Here is a 14,749-nt window from a genome sequence, read left to right as displayed (position 1 = left end):
GCGAAAAGCATGAAGCCAGTTTTTGGTTTTCTGTTTCCTGGGCAAGGCTCTCAGTCTGTTGGCATGGGCAAGACTCTTTTTGATAGGAATCCTGCGGTTCAGGCCCTCTATAAGGAAGCCGCGGATATTTTGGGGTATGATATCGCCGCATTGTGTTTTGAGGGGCCGTCAGAACAACTCAATCGAACCGAATATACGCAGCCGGCATTGCTGGTGACCAGTCTCGCAGCATTTCAACAGGTTGGTGATGGCCCCCTTCGTCCCGCTGCGGTTGCCGGTCATAGCTTAGGCGAATATGCCGCATTAGTGGCGGCCGGCGCGTTGAATTTTGGAGAAGCGGTTAATCTGGTGCAGAAGCGCGCGCGTTATATGGCCGAGGCCGTGACTCCTGGAAGTGGGTTAGTTGCCGCGATTTTAGGCCTTTCGGAAAAGGATGTCCGAAGTGTCTGTCAGGAAGCAGGATCTATGGGCATTGTGGCTCCAGCCAATTTCAATTCTCCAGGCCAAACGGTCATTGCCGGAGAAAAGGCTGCAGTGGAGCATGCAGCGGCATTGGCTAAGACGCGTGGAGCGAAGCGGGTCATGCCGCTTCCGGTCAGTGTTCCCGTTCATACTCCATTGATGCAGGTTGCTGCTGACAGGCTAAAAAAAGATATTGATTCTCTGAAGTGGTCTGCTTTAAAGGTACCGTTGGTTAATAATGTGGAAGCGAAAGCCTTGTTGTCAGCGGAGGAGGTTTGTGAGTCCCTTGTTCGACAATTACCTTCCCCGGTGCGGTGGCAGGAAACTATCCAGGCCATGGCGCTGATGGGCATCACACATTTCGTGGAAATCGGTCCAGGGAAAGTTTTGACGGGATTAGTGAAGCGCATTGCTCCTGAGGCCACCACGTGGAATGTGATGGATCAGGAATCCTACGCTCACGTCCTGTCGCACTGTGCCTAAGGACAAACGGGATCGAATTTTCAAGAAGGATTTGAGTAATGTTGTTGACGGAAAAAATTGCAGTAGTGACGGGTGGTGCCCAAGGAATCGGGCAGGCGATTGCGACTAACTTGGCCATGGAAGGTGCAGATGTGGTGGTCGCCGATCTTGATGCCGAACGTTGTCAAGAAACCGTGGATCTTGTCCAACAAGTGGGTCGCAAAGCGTTGGCGGTTTCAGTCAATGTTGGCGAGTGGGAACAGGCCAAGGGAATGATGGAACGCGTTCTTAAAGAATGGGGACGAGTGGATATCTTGGTCAATAACGCAGGTATTACGCGAGATGGCTTGCTGATGCGGATGAAAGAGGAGGATTGGCTTGCCGTCCTCCAGGTCAATTTGACCGGCACGTTTTTCTGTGCAAAGGCCGTTCTGCCTTCCATGAGCAAGCAGCGAAGTGGTCGTATTGTCAATATTGCTTCTATTGTCGGAGCGATCGGAAACATGGGCCAGGCCAATTATGCAGCGTCAAAAGCGGGTGTGATTGGTCTCACCAAAACAATTGCCCGGGAGTATGCCAGTCGAAATGTTACAGTGAATGCCGTGGCTCCGGGATTTATTGATACGGCGATGACCCAACATCTTTCGCCAGAAATTAAAGAGGGATTACTGAATCAAATTGCATTAAAGCGGTTAGGGCAACCTTCGGATGTTGCCGATGCAGTGTGTTTTCTGAGTTCAGAGAAGGCCGGGTATATTACCGGGCATGTGTTACATGTGAATGGCGGGATGCATATGGCGTCCTAGCCCATGCGCAATAGGATGTGTCATTCGATAAACTTTGCAAGGAGGAGGAGCCAACAATGGCAGTTGAAGAACGTGTCAAAAAAATTATTGTGGAGCAATTAGGTGTTGAAGAAGATGACGTGGTCCCTGAGGCCAAGTTTGTGGAAGATCTTGGAGCTGATTCCTTAGATACAGTGGAATTGGTGATGGCCTTAGAAGAAGAGTTTGAGATCGAAATTCCGGATGAAGATGCAGAAAAAATTCAAACGGTCTCGGCGGCCATCGATTTTATTAAAGAAAAAGTCTGAAAAGGTCATCGAGTACTGTGCGAAGTTGCGGTTCGTCCAAAGTTGATCACGGGGGTCGAGGAGGTAAAGCCTCAGAATCATTATCTGGGTTTTCCAGCCATGATATGTACGGAGTGCTTCAATGACTGAATGGAGACCACGACGAGTGGTTGTGACTGGATTGGGATTGGTTACGCCGTTGGATATTGGTGTATCTAATACATGGGATAAATTATGCAAAGGCCAATCCGGAATCGGACCCATTACCCGTTTTGATGCCAGTCAGTATTCGGTGCAGATTGCGGGGGAGGTCAAAAACTTTGATCCCTCGACGTTTATTGAGAAAAAAGAAATCAAAAAGATGGATACCTTTATCCATTTTGCCATTGCCGCCAGTCAGGAGGCGGTGGATGATGCCAAGCTTGTCGTAAACCCGGATGAGGCGGACCGTGTGGGGGTCTATATTGGAGCAGGCATTGGAGGTCTTCCGGCCATTGAACATTATCATAAGGTGTTGCTGGAACGTGGCCCCGACCGGGTTTCCCCATTTTTTATCCCGATGGTCATTATAAATTTGGCCTCCGGGCAGGTGGCGATCCGTTTTGGTGCTAAGGGCCCGAATGCCTGTACGGTCACGGCCTGTGCTACAGGGAATCATTGTCTTGGGGACGGGTTTCGACTGATTCAGCGTGGAGAGGCCGATGTGATGCTGGTGGGAGGAGCGGAATCGACCATTTGCCCTACAGCGGTTGCTGGATTTGCCGCGGCGAAGGCGTTGTCCAGGAGAAATGATGAACCGGAACGGGCCAGTCGGCCTTTTGATAAAGACCGTGACGGGTTTGTCATTGGGGAAGGTGCCGGTGTGTTAATCCTGGAAGAATTGGAGCACGCCAAATCTCGAGGCGCGCGCATTTATGCCGAGGTGATCGGCTATGCCATGAATAGCGATGCCTTTCATATTACCGCTCCACCAGATGATGGGGCCGGTGCGGTGACCTGTATGGAGCGTGCGATTCAGGATGCAGGAATCGCCAAAGAATCTGTGGGATATATTAATGCTCATGCCACATCCACGTTCGCCGATCGGATTGAAACGCAGGTCATCAAACACGTCTTTGGGGACCGGGCCTATGCCATTCCTGTGGGTTCTACCAAGTCCATGACCGGCCATCTCTTAGGGGCTGCCGGGGGAATTGAAGCGGTCTTTTCTATTATGGCTATGCATCATGGCATCATTCCTCCGACGATCAATTTGGAGACGCCAGATCCCGAATGCGACTTGGATTATATTCCGACTCATGCCAGATCCTGTGCCGTCGATGTAGCCATATCCAATGCATTTGGATTTGGTGGGGTCAATGCCTGTCTGGTATTCCGGCGTTGGAAGGGCGAATAGGCAGCATGGTCCTTTCCTGATTAGATTGTTTCGAGAGGGGTGCCTCTCAGGACGTCGGAAGCAGTTGTCTCGACCCCGCCCCGAAACGATATGATATAATACAACGTTTTGCTCAAGAGATAAGAGAATAACGATCATGCATGTCAACATTACCAATTCTTTGTAGATCTCGTGGCTGCTCTTGCATTTGAAGACATTCAGGAATCGTTGGAGTATGAATTTAAGCAGCAAGCCCTGCTATGTGAGGCGCTCACCCACCGTTCATTTTCTCAAACTCAACCCCAGGCGGTGAGTCCACACAATGAACGGTTAGAATTTTTAGGGGATGCGGTGTTGGGATTGGTTGTGAGCGAAAGTCTTGCGGCGATGTTTCCGCATTCTACAGAGGGCGAACTCTCCAAGATTAAAGCGGGATTAATTAGCCGATCCACTCTTTCGAAAGCAGCGAGTCGTCTCCAGTTGGGGAAGTGGTTACGATTGGGTCGGGGGGAGGAAGCCACCAAGGGTCGAGAAAAAATATCGCTGTTAGCCAATGCCCTTGAAGCGATCATTGGGGCGGTGTATCTTGATGGGGGGTTGGATGACGCGAGAGCTTTTATTCAAAAAGTTTTGACCACGGAATTTTCTTCATTACAGAACAATCCTGTGTCCTCAGTGGGGTGGGATGGGAAAAGCCGTTTGCAAGAATGGACGCATAAACAATTTGGAGCAAGTCCCCAGTATCGACTTGTTCGGGAATCCGGCCCGGATCATCAAAAAGTTTTTGTTGTCACGGTGGAAATCCAAGGAAAAATAATGGGTCAGGGAGAGGGTCGGACAAAAAAAGAGGCCGAACAAATTGCGGCAGCGCAAGCGATGGCACAGGCTGGGCTTGATGTTTCAGTCGAGTCCAATCATTCAATCAAGAAATCAACAGAATAGCCATGGAGGAGGAATTATGAGGTGTGTGTTGCAGCCACGGACTTTATTAGCCAGCGGTCTACGTCAGCTCATGATGGTGATGGGACTGTTCACCATATTCACTGCCGGTGGTTCTCCTGTCCCAAACGAGGCGGCAGCGGAAGAACCATCGAAGGCTGAGACCAAGGCACCTCACGTTCTGATCAAAACGAAGTTTGGAGAAATGGAAGCCGTGTTATTTCCGGACTTAGCACCCAAGCATGTTGAAAGTTTTCTCAAATTAGCTAAGTCAGGGTTTTATAATGGAACCATTTTTCATCGGATCATTCCTGGATTTATGATTCAAGGGGGAGATCCTTTGACCAAAGATCCAGCCAATCGAAGCCGATACGGAACCGGAGGCCCTGGTTATACGGTTCCAGCAGAATTTAATCGGATTATTCACGAAAAAGGCATTCTTTCCGCAGCCCGCACGGCAGATCCCAATAGCGCGGGATCGCAGTTTTTCATCATGGCGGATAAGGCTCCCCATTTGGATGGCCAGTACACTGTGTTTGGGGAAGTGGTGAAAGGTCTTGATGTCATCGATACGATCGTGAGCCAGCCCCGCGATCTGAAGGATAATCCTCTAGAGCGAATTGAAATGACGATAGACCTGATTCAGTAAATCAGGGGGTGGCCCGGAATGTGGATGGAAAATGCCGATCAATTGACCGGTTCGGTGGAAGGTTGGTCAGGTGCATAATCAAATCCACTGGGAATAATGATGCGCCCTCCCGCACCGGTCTGGCGGGCGAGTTGTTCTGCCACATCGGGATGGCGTTCCCGAATATAGCCGAGTAATCCATGTAAAAAGCGATGGGAACGAAGCCCTGGTCCGGAAAATTTTTGAATGAAGGTATGGGCTTGGTCCAACACGTTGGTGACCAGCGTGGGTTCTAATGGTTGTCGTTCGCCGAAGACCTTAAATTCTTTTCGTAATTCTTCACCGAAGGCCGGCAGGCCGGCTTCTGGTATCTGGATCAGGCTGAAACTTCGTCGAAGGCTTTGGAGTCCCTCCAGCACCTCGGCATCTTCAGCATCACGCCGATCTTGAAAAAATCGATAGGCGAGAGCCTCAAAGACATAAAATATTTCAGTCGCCCGTTCCCCTCCGAGATCCAATAATTGTCGATAGAATCCTCGACGTTCGAGTTCAAATCTGTTCCCCACACGTTTTTGCTGATAGTCATCATTGCTCTCGAGAAAGGCGCAGGATGTCGGGCAACTGATATTCGTGATTCGGTTTGTGCCGCAACATTGGCTGCAAATCACGCCTCCAAGTGCGGGACAAGCCCGTTTGCCTTTACGTTGATGACAATAGAGGCATTTACTCATTCGCCGGAATCTTTCTTGAGCCAGCCCATTCCATAATCCGACCAGGATCGGGGCTTTTTGTTAGGGTTAGCATTGGAGGGACGCTCAAGACCATTAATCTCTGCACCATTCACATATAAATAGGGAACCATGATCACATGATTGACCCGGTCAATCCCGATTCCCGAAGGGGACAACAGAAACTCCGCAATCACCTCTTTTTTGTGATTGGCTAAAATTCTCCAGACTTTCCCTGCCGTCAAATCAGACACATACATGGTGCCATATTTGTCGAAATCAATACCGTCTAAATTATAGAAACTACCGGTAAACAAGGTGTTGGCGAACAACTCCTGAATCGTCCCGGTTTCGTCAATCTCAAAAATCTTACCATCCTCCCATCCGACACCGACCACATGCCCATTCCTGGGATGAATGGTAAGTCCACGCGGGTGCGATAAGCTTTCATGCTGGGCAAAGACCTTCACGGTTGGATCGTGGGCGGGGTCATCAATGTGATAAATGGTATTGGAATCGGCATCAGAGACATAGAGCCCTCCGTGAGGATCCGCCACCAGCCCGGCAAGGGTTTGACTGTGAAATTGTGTGAAGGGAATAGAATGGAGGGATTTTCCCGTGTTTTTGTCAAATCCCCTGACCACATCCAGATCGGCCACATATAGGGTTGAGCCCACTAGGGCCATCCCTTTCGGTGAGTTCAACGTGACCGACTTTTGCCCACCTTGGATAAAGTGGAGGTCAATCATCTTACCCTCAGTCGTCACTTTACTAATAAAACCCTTATTTTCCCGTGTTCCAGGGTCTCCGTTGGCATTGGCGATGAAATAGGCCTGTCCTCCATCGGCAATCATGCTTTGCGGGAACGCTAAATTCGTCACCTCTTCGGCATAGATGGCCGTCCAACAACTCAGCAGCAACAGACTGGTGAGGATCGTATTCCTGAAGGAGGCAGCAAGATAATATGGCTTCATGGAAACAACCGAACTTTCGCTGAGACGATGATGACGATCAGAGCGACAAGGGATACCTAGAGGAAAAGCTGAAGTGGCATGGTAAGTGAGGATTTTGTAGGGTGTCAAGGAAGGATGAGGCAGTCATTTTGTTGACGAAGATTTTCCCTGCCTGATATCGTAAAATTACCCTAATGAGCTGCATAACCATTTCAATGCAAGGCTCTGTTCAATAATTGAAATATTTTGCAATTAATCCGCATGGGAGTATCCGAGAGCAAAATAATGGGGTGTTCAAAAATGTCCACCCAACAAAACCGCAGCCAATTGGACGGGCGGAGCGTACGAAGGAGTACGTGAGCACGGCCAAGGGGCGAGAACGCCGCTGGCGGCATTTTTCAACACTCCAGGAGAAGGAGTCGACGTGCCCGCACAGATAATTGATGGCAAAGCATTAGCCCAGGCGATCCGAGAGAGCATTCCAGAAGAGGTCCGCCTTCTGGAAAAAGACACAGGGGTCAAGCCCGGATTAGCAGCCGTGTTGGTGGGAGACGATCCGGCCTCGGCTGTCTATGTGCGGAACAAGAAAATAGCCTGTGAAAAAGCCGGGCTCTATCCTCAGGAACATCGTCTGCCGGCGTCCACGACCCAAGAGACCTTATTGCAATTGATCCACCAACTGAATACCGATACTCGAATTCACGGCATCCTGGTCCAGCTCCCCCTGCCGCCAGGCATGGACAGTCAGGCGATTTTGCAAGCCGTCTCCCCCGAAAAAGATGTCGACGGGTTTCACCCGGTCAATGTCGGGCGTTTAGTCACAGGCGACCCGGTGTTTATCCCTTGTACACCCAAAGGGGTTATTCAGATGATCGAGTCGACCGGACAAGACATTGCCGGGAAACGAGCCGTAGTGATTGGTCGTAGTAATATTGTAGGAAAACCCGTGGCCATGTTGCTTTTACATCGACATGCCACCGTCACCATCTGTCATTCACGCACCAAAGATCTTCCAGCGGTGGTTCGTGAAGCCGACATCGTGATTGCGGCAATCGGGAAACCTCTCTTCGTCACCCCAGAGATGGTGAAACCGGGGGCGATCGTGATTGATGTCGGGATTAATCGATTAGCCGATGGAAAATTAGTCGGTGATGTGGATTATGACCGGGTTAAAGAACGAGCGGGATGGCTCACACCCGTTCCAGGTGGTGTAGGCCCGATGACAATCGCCATGCTGCTTCAGAATACGGTGGAATCAGCCAAACGGAATGTCGGCACATAACCCTCAGGTCATAAAAATTGGCGCACATGACGATTCCTGAATTTACACGACAGAAGAAACAGGGCAAAAAGCTAACGGTGGTGACCGCCTATGATGCGCTGTTCACGAGGATTGTGGAGCAGGCCGGGCTGGACGTCATTCTTGTGGGCGATTCCCTTGGGATGGTCGTGCAAGGTCAGGCCAATACCTTATCGGTGTCCATGGAAGACATGCTCTATCACACGCGGTTGGTGGCCCAGGCCGCCAAGCGGGCCATGGTGATTGGAGATATGCCGTTTATGTCCTACCAGGCCAGCGTGGAAGATGCGGTGCGGAATGCGGGGCGCTTTCTGCAAGCAGGGGCCGCCGCCGTGAAACTTGAAGGGGGAATAGCAGTGATTGATCGGGTGGAGGCCATGACTCGTTTTGGCATTCCCGTCATGGGTCACGTGGGCATGACACCACAGTCAGTGAATCAATCAGGCGGATATTCGGTTAAGGGGAAGGCGCAGGATGAAGCTGAAACTATTGTGTGTGATGCCAAGGCACTGGAAGCCGCCGGGGCATTTGCCGTGGTCCTGGAATGCATGCCGACCGAGCTGGCACAACGCATCACAGAAGCCCTTTCAATACCGACCATTGGTATTGGCGCCGGGCAGGGGTGTGACGGGCAAGTGTTGGTGCTTTACGACCTGTTAGGCCTCTTCGATGACTTTGTCCCGAAATTTGTCAAACCCTATGCACATCTGAAGGCGGATGCCTTGCAGGCGCTCCGGCGGTATAAAGAAGAAGTTGAATGCGGAAAATTCCCTACCGATGCTGAAAGTTATCATTAAAAGAACCTTCACGCCGTACTCCACTCAAACTCTGGACTGAACGTTTTTCACACCCTGCAGACCTTCAATTATTTCAAGCTAACCGCAGCCTATAACTTGATTCCCTGCCGTTTCTTATTAATTGTCCTCCCCCGTCAGCAATCCTGTCCTTTGCAATGGCTTCAGCTCCCATCTCCCCTTCAAGGATTCCCCAATTTACCCAGACCAATAGGCATGGTCAAAAAGACCAGACAAAGAAAGCTGAAAATTTGCCTTCTTTCGTCAGTTGACCAAAAATTCTCCCAGGGCAATTCCAAAACATTGGTTTTGGGTGACTCTCCTGGGAGATCGGCGGGCGTTTGCAGTCCGGCAGTCGGGCTATGAAACCTTTCCAGAAGGTGGTGGGATGCGGATCCGCATAAGATTGTGATAGGTCGTGGACAGGTAGTAAGCCATTCAATGCAAGGGGTTCACACGCATTCAGATAGGAATCCTGCGGTCTGGAGGGGTAACCGGAACCGTGCATTTGAGGGGGAATCAGTTTAATTTATATAGGTACTAAAGACATAGTTGTAAACCCATATGAACGCTTGGTTGATCACTTGGGATTGGATGGGGGATGCAGCGGGTGTCGCTGACGCAGTGGCCGCGATCCTTAACCCACGCTACTCTCCCGAGCGTGTTGCTGGTATCCTTGAGTTCCTGTATGCGAAACGTAATTCGACTGCTTCTGAGCTTGCGGCCTATGCTGGTCGCCCAGCCAGGAATCCCTATCGTTCGGAACGGCAGTTCAATGGGGATATCACGTGTGGACATAATCCGTGGTTGCATGCCCGTATCGTTCATGAACTATGCGTGTCCAAAAATGAAGAGACTGGTATCGAGACGATAGCCTGGGAGGAACCGCCACTTTACAAACCTAGTGATCACGGTTTCCCTGAGTTGGTTCGAGACCGTATGCCTGCCCAGTGGGTGAGACGAATCACAGGCCAATTATCTGACGATTTGATTTGGGATCGCAGCAAGGGACAGTTTAAGACGGGATGGGAACCGAGTAGAATGCCTCCTGCCGTGCAAGAGGGAGGGGATGCGCTGGGAGGCCACCCGACATAAGCGTAGGACGACAACAACAAAAATGTTGATTGAGACTATTAACGCCATAGCGACGACTGTAATAGCATTCTTGGTAGCCGTGATCACATGGCGTCAGTTGAGCACCGATCGTTCTAGGCTGCGTCATGAGCTATTCGATCGCCGGTATAAAATCTACGAGGGAACTTTTTAACGTAGCAGTATATACGGCGTTCTTTGAATCTAGACATGACTAAATCCATCTGTAGGTATTCTTCGTGGCCGGCGCGTAAACATAATCGGAGTGTATGAGCAGACTAAAAGGCTTAGGAATTCTTTTTCAGTTGCCCCTTGCGGTGCCACGAGTGTGGTACAACTTGTCACTCATAGGTCTGGCTAATCTACTATTTGTCGCCAGGGTCCTATTTCCTGTGTGGTAGACAGGGGTTGCAGTGGACCGACTTACAATCTGGTCAACGGTCTCAAGAGGAAATTGAATGGGGAGCATGTTCAACAGGCGATGAAAAATTTCATTAAAAAAATAATAAGACCCTATGGATTGAAACTGTTGAAGGAATTTCCCTCCGCATTTTCCGTGTCCGTGAGTGTGGATTCCACCAAAGACCATATGTTTGGATATATCAGGGAAGTCATGCGTGCATTGGAGAATGACCCGGGGGTTGTCACTCGCCAGGATGCCATAACCGGTCTTCGTCAACTCAGTCTTGATGACTTCGGTTTGGTTATATTGTCCATGCCTGATCCTGTGTACCCCAAGCTTTCACGATTACTTCCTTCTATGGCGAGTGATGAGGTTCAGCGAAGCTGGACGGGGAACCATGGAGTGGCATTGCTCAAGGAAACTACCGCGTTCGTGCGCGCGTTGAGTTACAACTATACGCGCGTGACCGGGAGACAATTGGATAATGCCACTGTCTTAGACTTTGGATGCGGCTATGGCCGCATCGCGCAATTGCTCTATTACTTCACTGCCGAGGAAAAAACCTTCGGTGTTGATCCTCGGGAACAGTCAATTGAGCTTTGCCGAAAGTCGGGACTAGGCTCAAATTTCGCCGTATCCGAGTATTTGCCTACGTCCCTACCGGTTGGGGAGGCGAAGTTTGACCTCATTTATGCCTTCTCTGTGTATACTCATTTGTCCCGACGGGCAATGATAACCTCGTTAAACACTTTGCGGAAATATATTGCGGATGATGGGCTGTTGGCCATGACCATTCGTCCTGTCGAAAACTGGGAGCATGACCCGCATACATCACCCGAGCAGAAAGTGGCCCTAGCCGTTCGACATCGCGAGGAAGGCTTCGCCTTCAATCCACACAACTGGGCGCCGATCGACGGTGACGTCACCTACGGGGATTCCTCAATGACTTTGGACTGGATTACGGCCACCTTTCCCGACTGGACGATCAAAGCGACCGATCGGTGTTTGAGTGATCGTCTTCAGCGGTATGTATTTCTGGTGCCGCGCTGACCGGGAAAGACCCAGCGTAGGTGGTCTAAAAATGTAGCCCTGTATATGAAGGAAAGTCGCAAGCTGACAGGGGGAAACGCTTGCTTGCCACAGCAGGGTATTCCTTGTATGCTCCTGCCTAAATTGCAGATTTTTCAGGATAAAGGATGAGTCTCATGGAGCTTCCAGAGGATATGCAACAATGCCGTCAAGAGATCGACCGGCTTGATGACGACATTCTCAACATATTGAATGAGCGATCCCAATACGTCATTAAAATTGGGCATTTGAAAAAACAACAGGATTCGTCTGCCCATCTTCACACCCCTGGTCGGGAAGTCGCGATCGTGGAACGGTTGATGCGCAAGAATCCCGGGCCGTTTCCTAGTGAAGCGCTGCGTCATGTTTACCGGGAAATTATGTCGGCGTCCCTTTCTCTCGAGGGAACACAAACGGTCGCGTATCTAGGGCCACCTGCCACGTTTACGCATCTGGCTGCCATGCGGAAGTTCGGGGGATCGGCCGACTATGTGTCGGTCAATAGCATTAAGGATGTGTTTGATGAAGTGGAGCGGGGACGTATGCGGTTTGGCGTGGTTCCCATAGAAAATTCAACGGAAGGGGTGGTCAACCATACGTTAGATCTGTTCGTGGACTCACCCTTGTTGATTTATGGTGAAGTGATGCTGGAAGTGTCCCATCACTTTCTTTCGAAGGCGGAAAAATTAGAAGAAATCAAGACGGTCTATTCTCATCCGCATGCCCTTGCCCAATGCCGGAACTGGCTGGAAACCAATTTGCCTTCTGTGAATTTTGCGGAAGAGCCCAGTACGGCTCGGGCTGCTGAGCGGTGCGTGAATGATCCAACCGCTGGGGCCATTGCCTCCGAATTGGCTGCTCAGTTGTATGGATTGAATATTCTGCGATCACGAATTGAAGATAACATTAATAATTTCACCAGATTCCTCATTTTATCCCAAAAGGGAGCAGAACCAACCGGTCGTGATAAAACGTCGATCATTGTCTCAGCAAAAGACCGGGTTGGAGCCTTGTATGACCTGATCCGCCCGTTTTCATCGCACGGCATTAGTATGACCAAAATTGAATCCCGGCCTACCCGACGAAAAGTCTGGGAATATCTGTTTTATATGGATTTGGATGGACATCAGGACGATGATCGCCTCAAGAAGGCCCTTGAGGAAGTCAGGTCTCGTTGTTTGATGATGAAGGTTCTGGGATCGTATTCTTCTCATCAGTAGGTTCTGGCCCAACCTGTATGCCCTTGAAGGATGGAGATCCGTAAGGGGCTGGGGCAAAAGATCGTCCCAGGTAGATATGAAGTTTTTTCGATTTTTCCCGCATGTGCACAAAAGAAAGAATGGAAACCCATGCCACTGCGTGTCCATCCCACAATCGCCTCTTTAACCCCCTATTCTCCAGGGAAGCCCTTGGACGAATTGGAGCGGGAATTGGGAATTACTCAGGCCATTAAACTGGCCTCTAATGAAAATCCTTGGGGTCCTTCGCCCAATGCGCTACAGGTTTTAGCGGGGGCAGCCGCGTCGCTTCACCGGTATCCGGATGGCGGGGCTCACTACCTTCGGCAAGCGTTAGCTGAGCGGTGGAAGGTTTCCGATGATCAGGTTCTGGTTGGCAATGGGTCAGATGAAATCATTAGTCTTTTGGTTCGCGCGTTTCTCTCTCCGGGTGATGAAGCGGTCATGGCCGATCTGACGTTTGTGATGTACAAGCTCTCTGTATTAGGAGGGCATGGTGTGCCGGTAGAAGTGCCCTTGAAAAATTGGGTCCATGATATAGCGGCCATGGTTGACGCGGTCACCGACCGCACGCGGCTCTTTTTTCTCTGCAATCCGAATAATCCCACGGGCACCATGCTGACGGCACGGGAAATTGATGGGTTCCTCTCCCGACTTCCCGATCATGTGGTTGTCGTATTTGATGAGGCGTACTATGAATACGTGCGACATCCCGATTTTCCGGACAGCTTGCAGTATGTTCGTGACGGGCGGCCGGTTGTGGTACTACGGACGTTTTCAAAAATTTATGGATTGGCAGGGTTGCGCGTGGGTTATGGGTATACGACCAAAGAAATCGCCGGATATGTGAATCGTGTTCGTCCCCCTTTCAACGTGAATAGCTTGGCACAAGAAGCCGCACGTGCAGCCCTGTCCGATGACGATCATGTGGCCAAAAGCCGGGCTATGAATGAAGCCGAAATGACCTTTCTGCAAGAAAGGCTCATCACCATGGGTTTAGAGCCCGTTCCCAGTCAAGCCAACTTTTTGTATTTCAATGTAGGGATTGATGGAAGGCGTGCGTATGACGCGTTGCTTCGTGAAGGCGTCATCGTTCGGCATATTCGTGGGCCCATGCTCCGAGTGACCATTGGGCAACCGACCGAAAATCGGCGCTTTCTTGAATCGTTGGCCCGAGTGCTTCCCACACTGTCGTAGCGCAAGGATTCAGATTTATTTAATGGTTATCGTCTTAAAACCCGAAGCTACAGAGCAGAATGTTGATCACTTGATTGATCGTCTTCGTTCATTAGGAATGGTCACGCAAATCACGAAAGGGAAAGAACGGACCATTGTGGCGGTGCTTGGCGATGACCGGGTACTCCAAGGGCAACCCTTGAGCGTGTTTCCCGGTGTGGAAAGTGTGACTCCGATTCTAGCGCCTTGGAAGTTAGTAAGCCGTGAATTTCAAAAACACGATTCCGTCATCGACGTGGCCGGCGTAAAAGTTGGGGGAAGTCGGATCGTGATTATGGCCGGTCCTTGTGCGGTGGAGAAATTAGAAATTACGGTGGGCATCGCCCAAGAAGTGGCTAGAGCCGGTGCCACCATTTTGCGTGGCGGCGCGTATAAGCCTCGTACATCGCCCTATTCCTTTCAGGGGTTGGGACAGGAAGGATTGGAGTTTTTGGCTGAGGCCAGGAGGCAAACCGGCCTTCCGGTGGTGAGTGAAATTTTGGATGCTCGTGATCTCGGACATTTTTTAGAAAAAGCGGATGTGATCCAAGTTGGCGCCCGGAATATGCAAAATTTTGAACTGTTAAAAGAGGTCGGTGCCTATGACAAACCCGTCTTGTTGAAGCGTGGGCTCTCGGCCACGATTAAAGAGTTACTGTTATCCGCAGAATATATTATGTCCCGTGGCAATCGGAATGTCATGCTGTGTGAAAGGGGAATTCGCACCTTTGAGCCTCAGTATCGCAATACGCTCGATTTAAGTGCGATTCCCACGCTAAAAGAAATGACGCATTTGCCCGTTATTGTTGATCCAAGTCACGCAACCGGGAATTGGAAGCTTGTGGCCCCTATGGCCAAAGCCGCAATTGCGGCTGGAGCTGACGGCTTGTTGATTGAAGTACATTCTAATCCGGAATGTGCCTTGTGCGACGGAGAGGAATCCCTGAAGCCCAGCCGGTTTACCGAACTCATGAATGATTTACAAAAGGTGGCGCAGGCTGTCGGCCGGGAACTTTGATT

General features: G+C 50.4%; 15 protein-coding genes. 13 read left to right on the top strand and 2 right to left on the bottom strand.

Annotated elements, in window-relative coordinates:
• Nucleotides 1-9: 9 nt before the first annotated feature.
• The 6 genes from fabD to ACTRXD_RS02365 all read left to right on the top strand — a co-directional run bounded on the left by fabD (nucleotide 10) and on the right by ACTRXD_RS02365 (nucleotide 4,959).
• Nucleotides 10-945 (top strand): ACP S-malonyltransferase, encoded by a 936-nt coding sequence (fabD, locus tag ACTRXD_RS02390; protein WP_442430258.1) that lies wholly within the window; start codon nucleotides 10-12, stop codon nucleotides 943-945.
• Between the two features lie 41 nt (nucleotides 946-986).
• Entirely contained in the window at nucleotides 987-1,730 is a 744-nt protein-coding gene (gene fabG, locus ACTRXD_RS02385; RefSeq protein ID WP_442430320.1) for a 3-oxoacyl-[acyl-carrier-protein] reductase, read from the top strand.
• Nucleotides 1,731-1,786: 56 nt separating this feature from the next.
• Complete coding sequence (gene acpP, locus ACTRXD_RS02380; RefSeq protein ID WP_312646215.1) at nucleotides 1,787-2,017, top strand: acyl carrier protein; 231 nt, start codon at nucleotides 1,787-1,789, stop codon at nucleotides 2,015-2,017.
• Between the two features lie 121 nt (nucleotides 2,018-2,138).
• Nucleotides 2,139-3,392, top strand: a complete 1,254-nt coding sequence (fabF, locus tag ACTRXD_RS02375; RefSeq protein WP_442430257.1) for a beta-ketoacyl-ACP synthase II — start codon at nucleotides 2,139-2,141, stop codon at nucleotides 3,390-3,392.
• 171 nt (nucleotides 3,393-3,563) lie between these two features.
• Nucleotides 3,564-4,313 carry a ribonuclease III gene (gene rnc / locus ACTRXD_RS02370; RefSeq protein WP_442430256.1) on the top strand — a complete coding sequence of 250 codons (750 nt, stop codon included), beginning with the start codon at nucleotides 3,564-3,566 and terminating at the stop codon, nucleotides 4,311-4,313.
• Nucleotides 4,314-4,491: 178 nt separating this feature from the next.
• The gene (locus ACTRXD_RS02365; protein WP_442430319.1) at nucleotides 4,492-4,959 is read left to right on the top strand and encodes a peptidylprolyl isomerase; all 468 of its coding nucleotides are present in this window, start codon (nucleotides 4,492-4,494) and stop codon (nucleotides 4,957-4,959) included.
• 38 nt (nucleotides 4,960-4,997) lie between these two features.
• Here ACTRXD_RS02365 and ACTRXD_RS02360 read toward each other — a convergent pair whose 3' ends face one another.
• Nucleotides 4,998-5,669, bottom strand: a complete 672-nt coding sequence (locus ACTRXD_RS02360) for a hypothetical protein (RefSeq protein ID WP_442430255.1) — start codon at nucleotides 5,667-5,669, stop codon at nucleotides 4,998-5,000.
• The gene (locus ACTRXD_RS02355) at nucleotides 5,666-6,640 is read right to left on the bottom strand and encodes a hypothetical protein (protein ID WP_442430254.1); all 975 of its coding nucleotides are present in this window, start codon (nucleotides 6,638-6,640) and stop codon (nucleotides 5,666-5,668) included. Before ACTRXD_RS02355 ends, ACTRXD_RS02360 begins: the two co-directional genes overlap by 4 nt.
• Before the next feature lie 403 nt (nucleotides 6,641-7,043).
• Between ACTRXD_RS02355 and folD the strand changes: the two genes are divergently transcribed.
• From folD to aroF, 7 genes are all read left to right on the top strand, one after another.
• Nucleotides 7,044-7,901 carry a bifunctional methylenetetrahydrofolate dehydrogenase/methenyltetrahydrofolate cyclohydrolase FolD gene (gene folD / locus ACTRXD_RS02350; protein ID WP_442430253.1) on the top strand — a complete coding sequence of 286 codons (858 nt, stop codon included), beginning with the start codon at nucleotides 7,044-7,046 and terminating at the stop codon, nucleotides 7,899-7,901.
• Nucleotides 7,902-7,927: 26 nt separating this feature from the next.
• Nucleotides 7,928-8,716 (top strand): 3-methyl-2-oxobutanoate hydroxymethyltransferase, encoded by a 789-nt coding sequence (gene panB, locus ACTRXD_RS02345; protein WP_442430252.1) that lies wholly within the window; start codon nucleotides 7,928-7,930, stop codon nucleotides 8,714-8,716.
• Between the two features lie 561 nt (nucleotides 8,717-9,277).
• Nucleotides 9,278-9,808, top strand: a complete 531-nt coding sequence (locus tag ACTRXD_RS02340) for a hypothetical protein (protein WP_442430251.1) — start codon at nucleotides 9,278-9,280, stop codon at nucleotides 9,806-9,808.
• Between the two features lie 526 nt (nucleotides 9,809-10,334).
• Nucleotides 10,335-11,258 carry a methyltransferase domain-containing protein gene (locus tag ACTRXD_RS02335; RefSeq protein ID WP_442430250.1) on the top strand — a complete coding sequence of 308 codons (924 nt, stop codon included), beginning with the start codon at nucleotides 10,335-10,337 and terminating at the stop codon, nucleotides 11,256-11,258.
• 155 nt (nucleotides 11,259-11,413) lie between these two features.
• Nucleotides 11,414-12,496 carry a prephenate dehydratase gene (gene pheA / locus ACTRXD_RS02330; protein WP_442430249.1) on the top strand — a complete coding sequence of 361 codons (1,083 nt, stop codon included), beginning with the start codon at nucleotides 11,414-11,416 and terminating at the stop codon, nucleotides 12,494-12,496.
• Between the two features lie 129 nt (nucleotides 12,497-12,625).
• Nucleotides 12,626-13,711, top strand: coding sequence for a histidinol-phosphate transaminase (gene hisC / locus ACTRXD_RS02325; protein WP_442430248.1), 1,086 nt, complete (start codon nucleotides 12,626-12,628; stop codon nucleotides 13,709-13,711).
• Nucleotides 13,712-13,733: 22 nt separating this feature from the next.
• Nucleotides 13,734-14,747, top strand: a complete 1,014-nt coding sequence (gene aroF, locus ACTRXD_RS02320) for a 3-deoxy-7-phosphoheptulonate synthase (protein WP_442430247.1) — start codon at nucleotides 13,734-13,736, stop codon at nucleotides 14,745-14,747.
• The last annotated feature ends 2 nt before the right edge of the window (nucleotides 14,748-14,749 follow it).

It is taken from the genome of Nitrospira sp. T9, assembly GCF_052156535.1.
GTDB lineage: Bacteria > Nitrospirota > Nitrospiria > Nitrospirales > UBA8639 > Nitrospira_E.
The sequence above is the reverse complement of the archived record's forward strand: the minus strand, read 5'-3'. Positions and strand labels throughout refer to the sequence as shown.

Coding starts and splice junctions, on each gene's coding strand:
- panB (WP_442430252.1), top strand. CDS start 7,928: ATGACGATTCCTGAATTTACACGACAGAAGAAACAGGGCAAAAAGCTA.
- fabD (WP_442430258.1), top strand. CDS start 10: ATGAAGCCAGTTTTTGGTTTTCTGTTTCCTGGGCAAGGCTCTCAGTCT.
- ACTRXD_RS02355 (WP_442430254.1), bottom strand. CDS start 6,640: ATGAAGCCATATTATCTTGCTGCCTCCTTCAGGAATACGATCCTCACC.
- acpP (WP_312646215.1), top strand. CDS start 1,787: ATGGCAGTTGAAGAACGTGTCAAAAAAATTATTGTGGAGCAATTAGGT.
- ACTRXD_RS02340 (WP_442430251.1), top strand. CDS start 9,278: ATGAACGCTTGGTTGATCACTTGGGATTGGATGGGGGATGCAGCGGGT.
- hisC (WP_442430248.1), top strand. CDS start 12,626: ATGCCACTGCGTGTCCATCCCACAATCGCCTCTTTAACCCCCTATTCT.
- pheA (WP_442430249.1), top strand. CDS start 11,414: ATGGAGCTTCCAGAGGATATGCAACAATGCCGTCAAGAGATCGACCGG.
- aroF (WP_442430247.1), top strand. CDS start 13,734: ATGGTTATCGTCTTAAAACCCGAAGCTACAGAGCAGAATGTTGATCAC.
- ACTRXD_RS02360 (WP_442430255.1), bottom strand. CDS start 5,669: ATGAGTAAATGCCTCTATTGTCATCAACGTAAAGGCAAACGGGCTTGT.
- fabF (WP_442430257.1), top strand. CDS start 2,139: ATGACTGAATGGAGACCACGACGAGTGGTTGTGACTGGATTGGGATTG.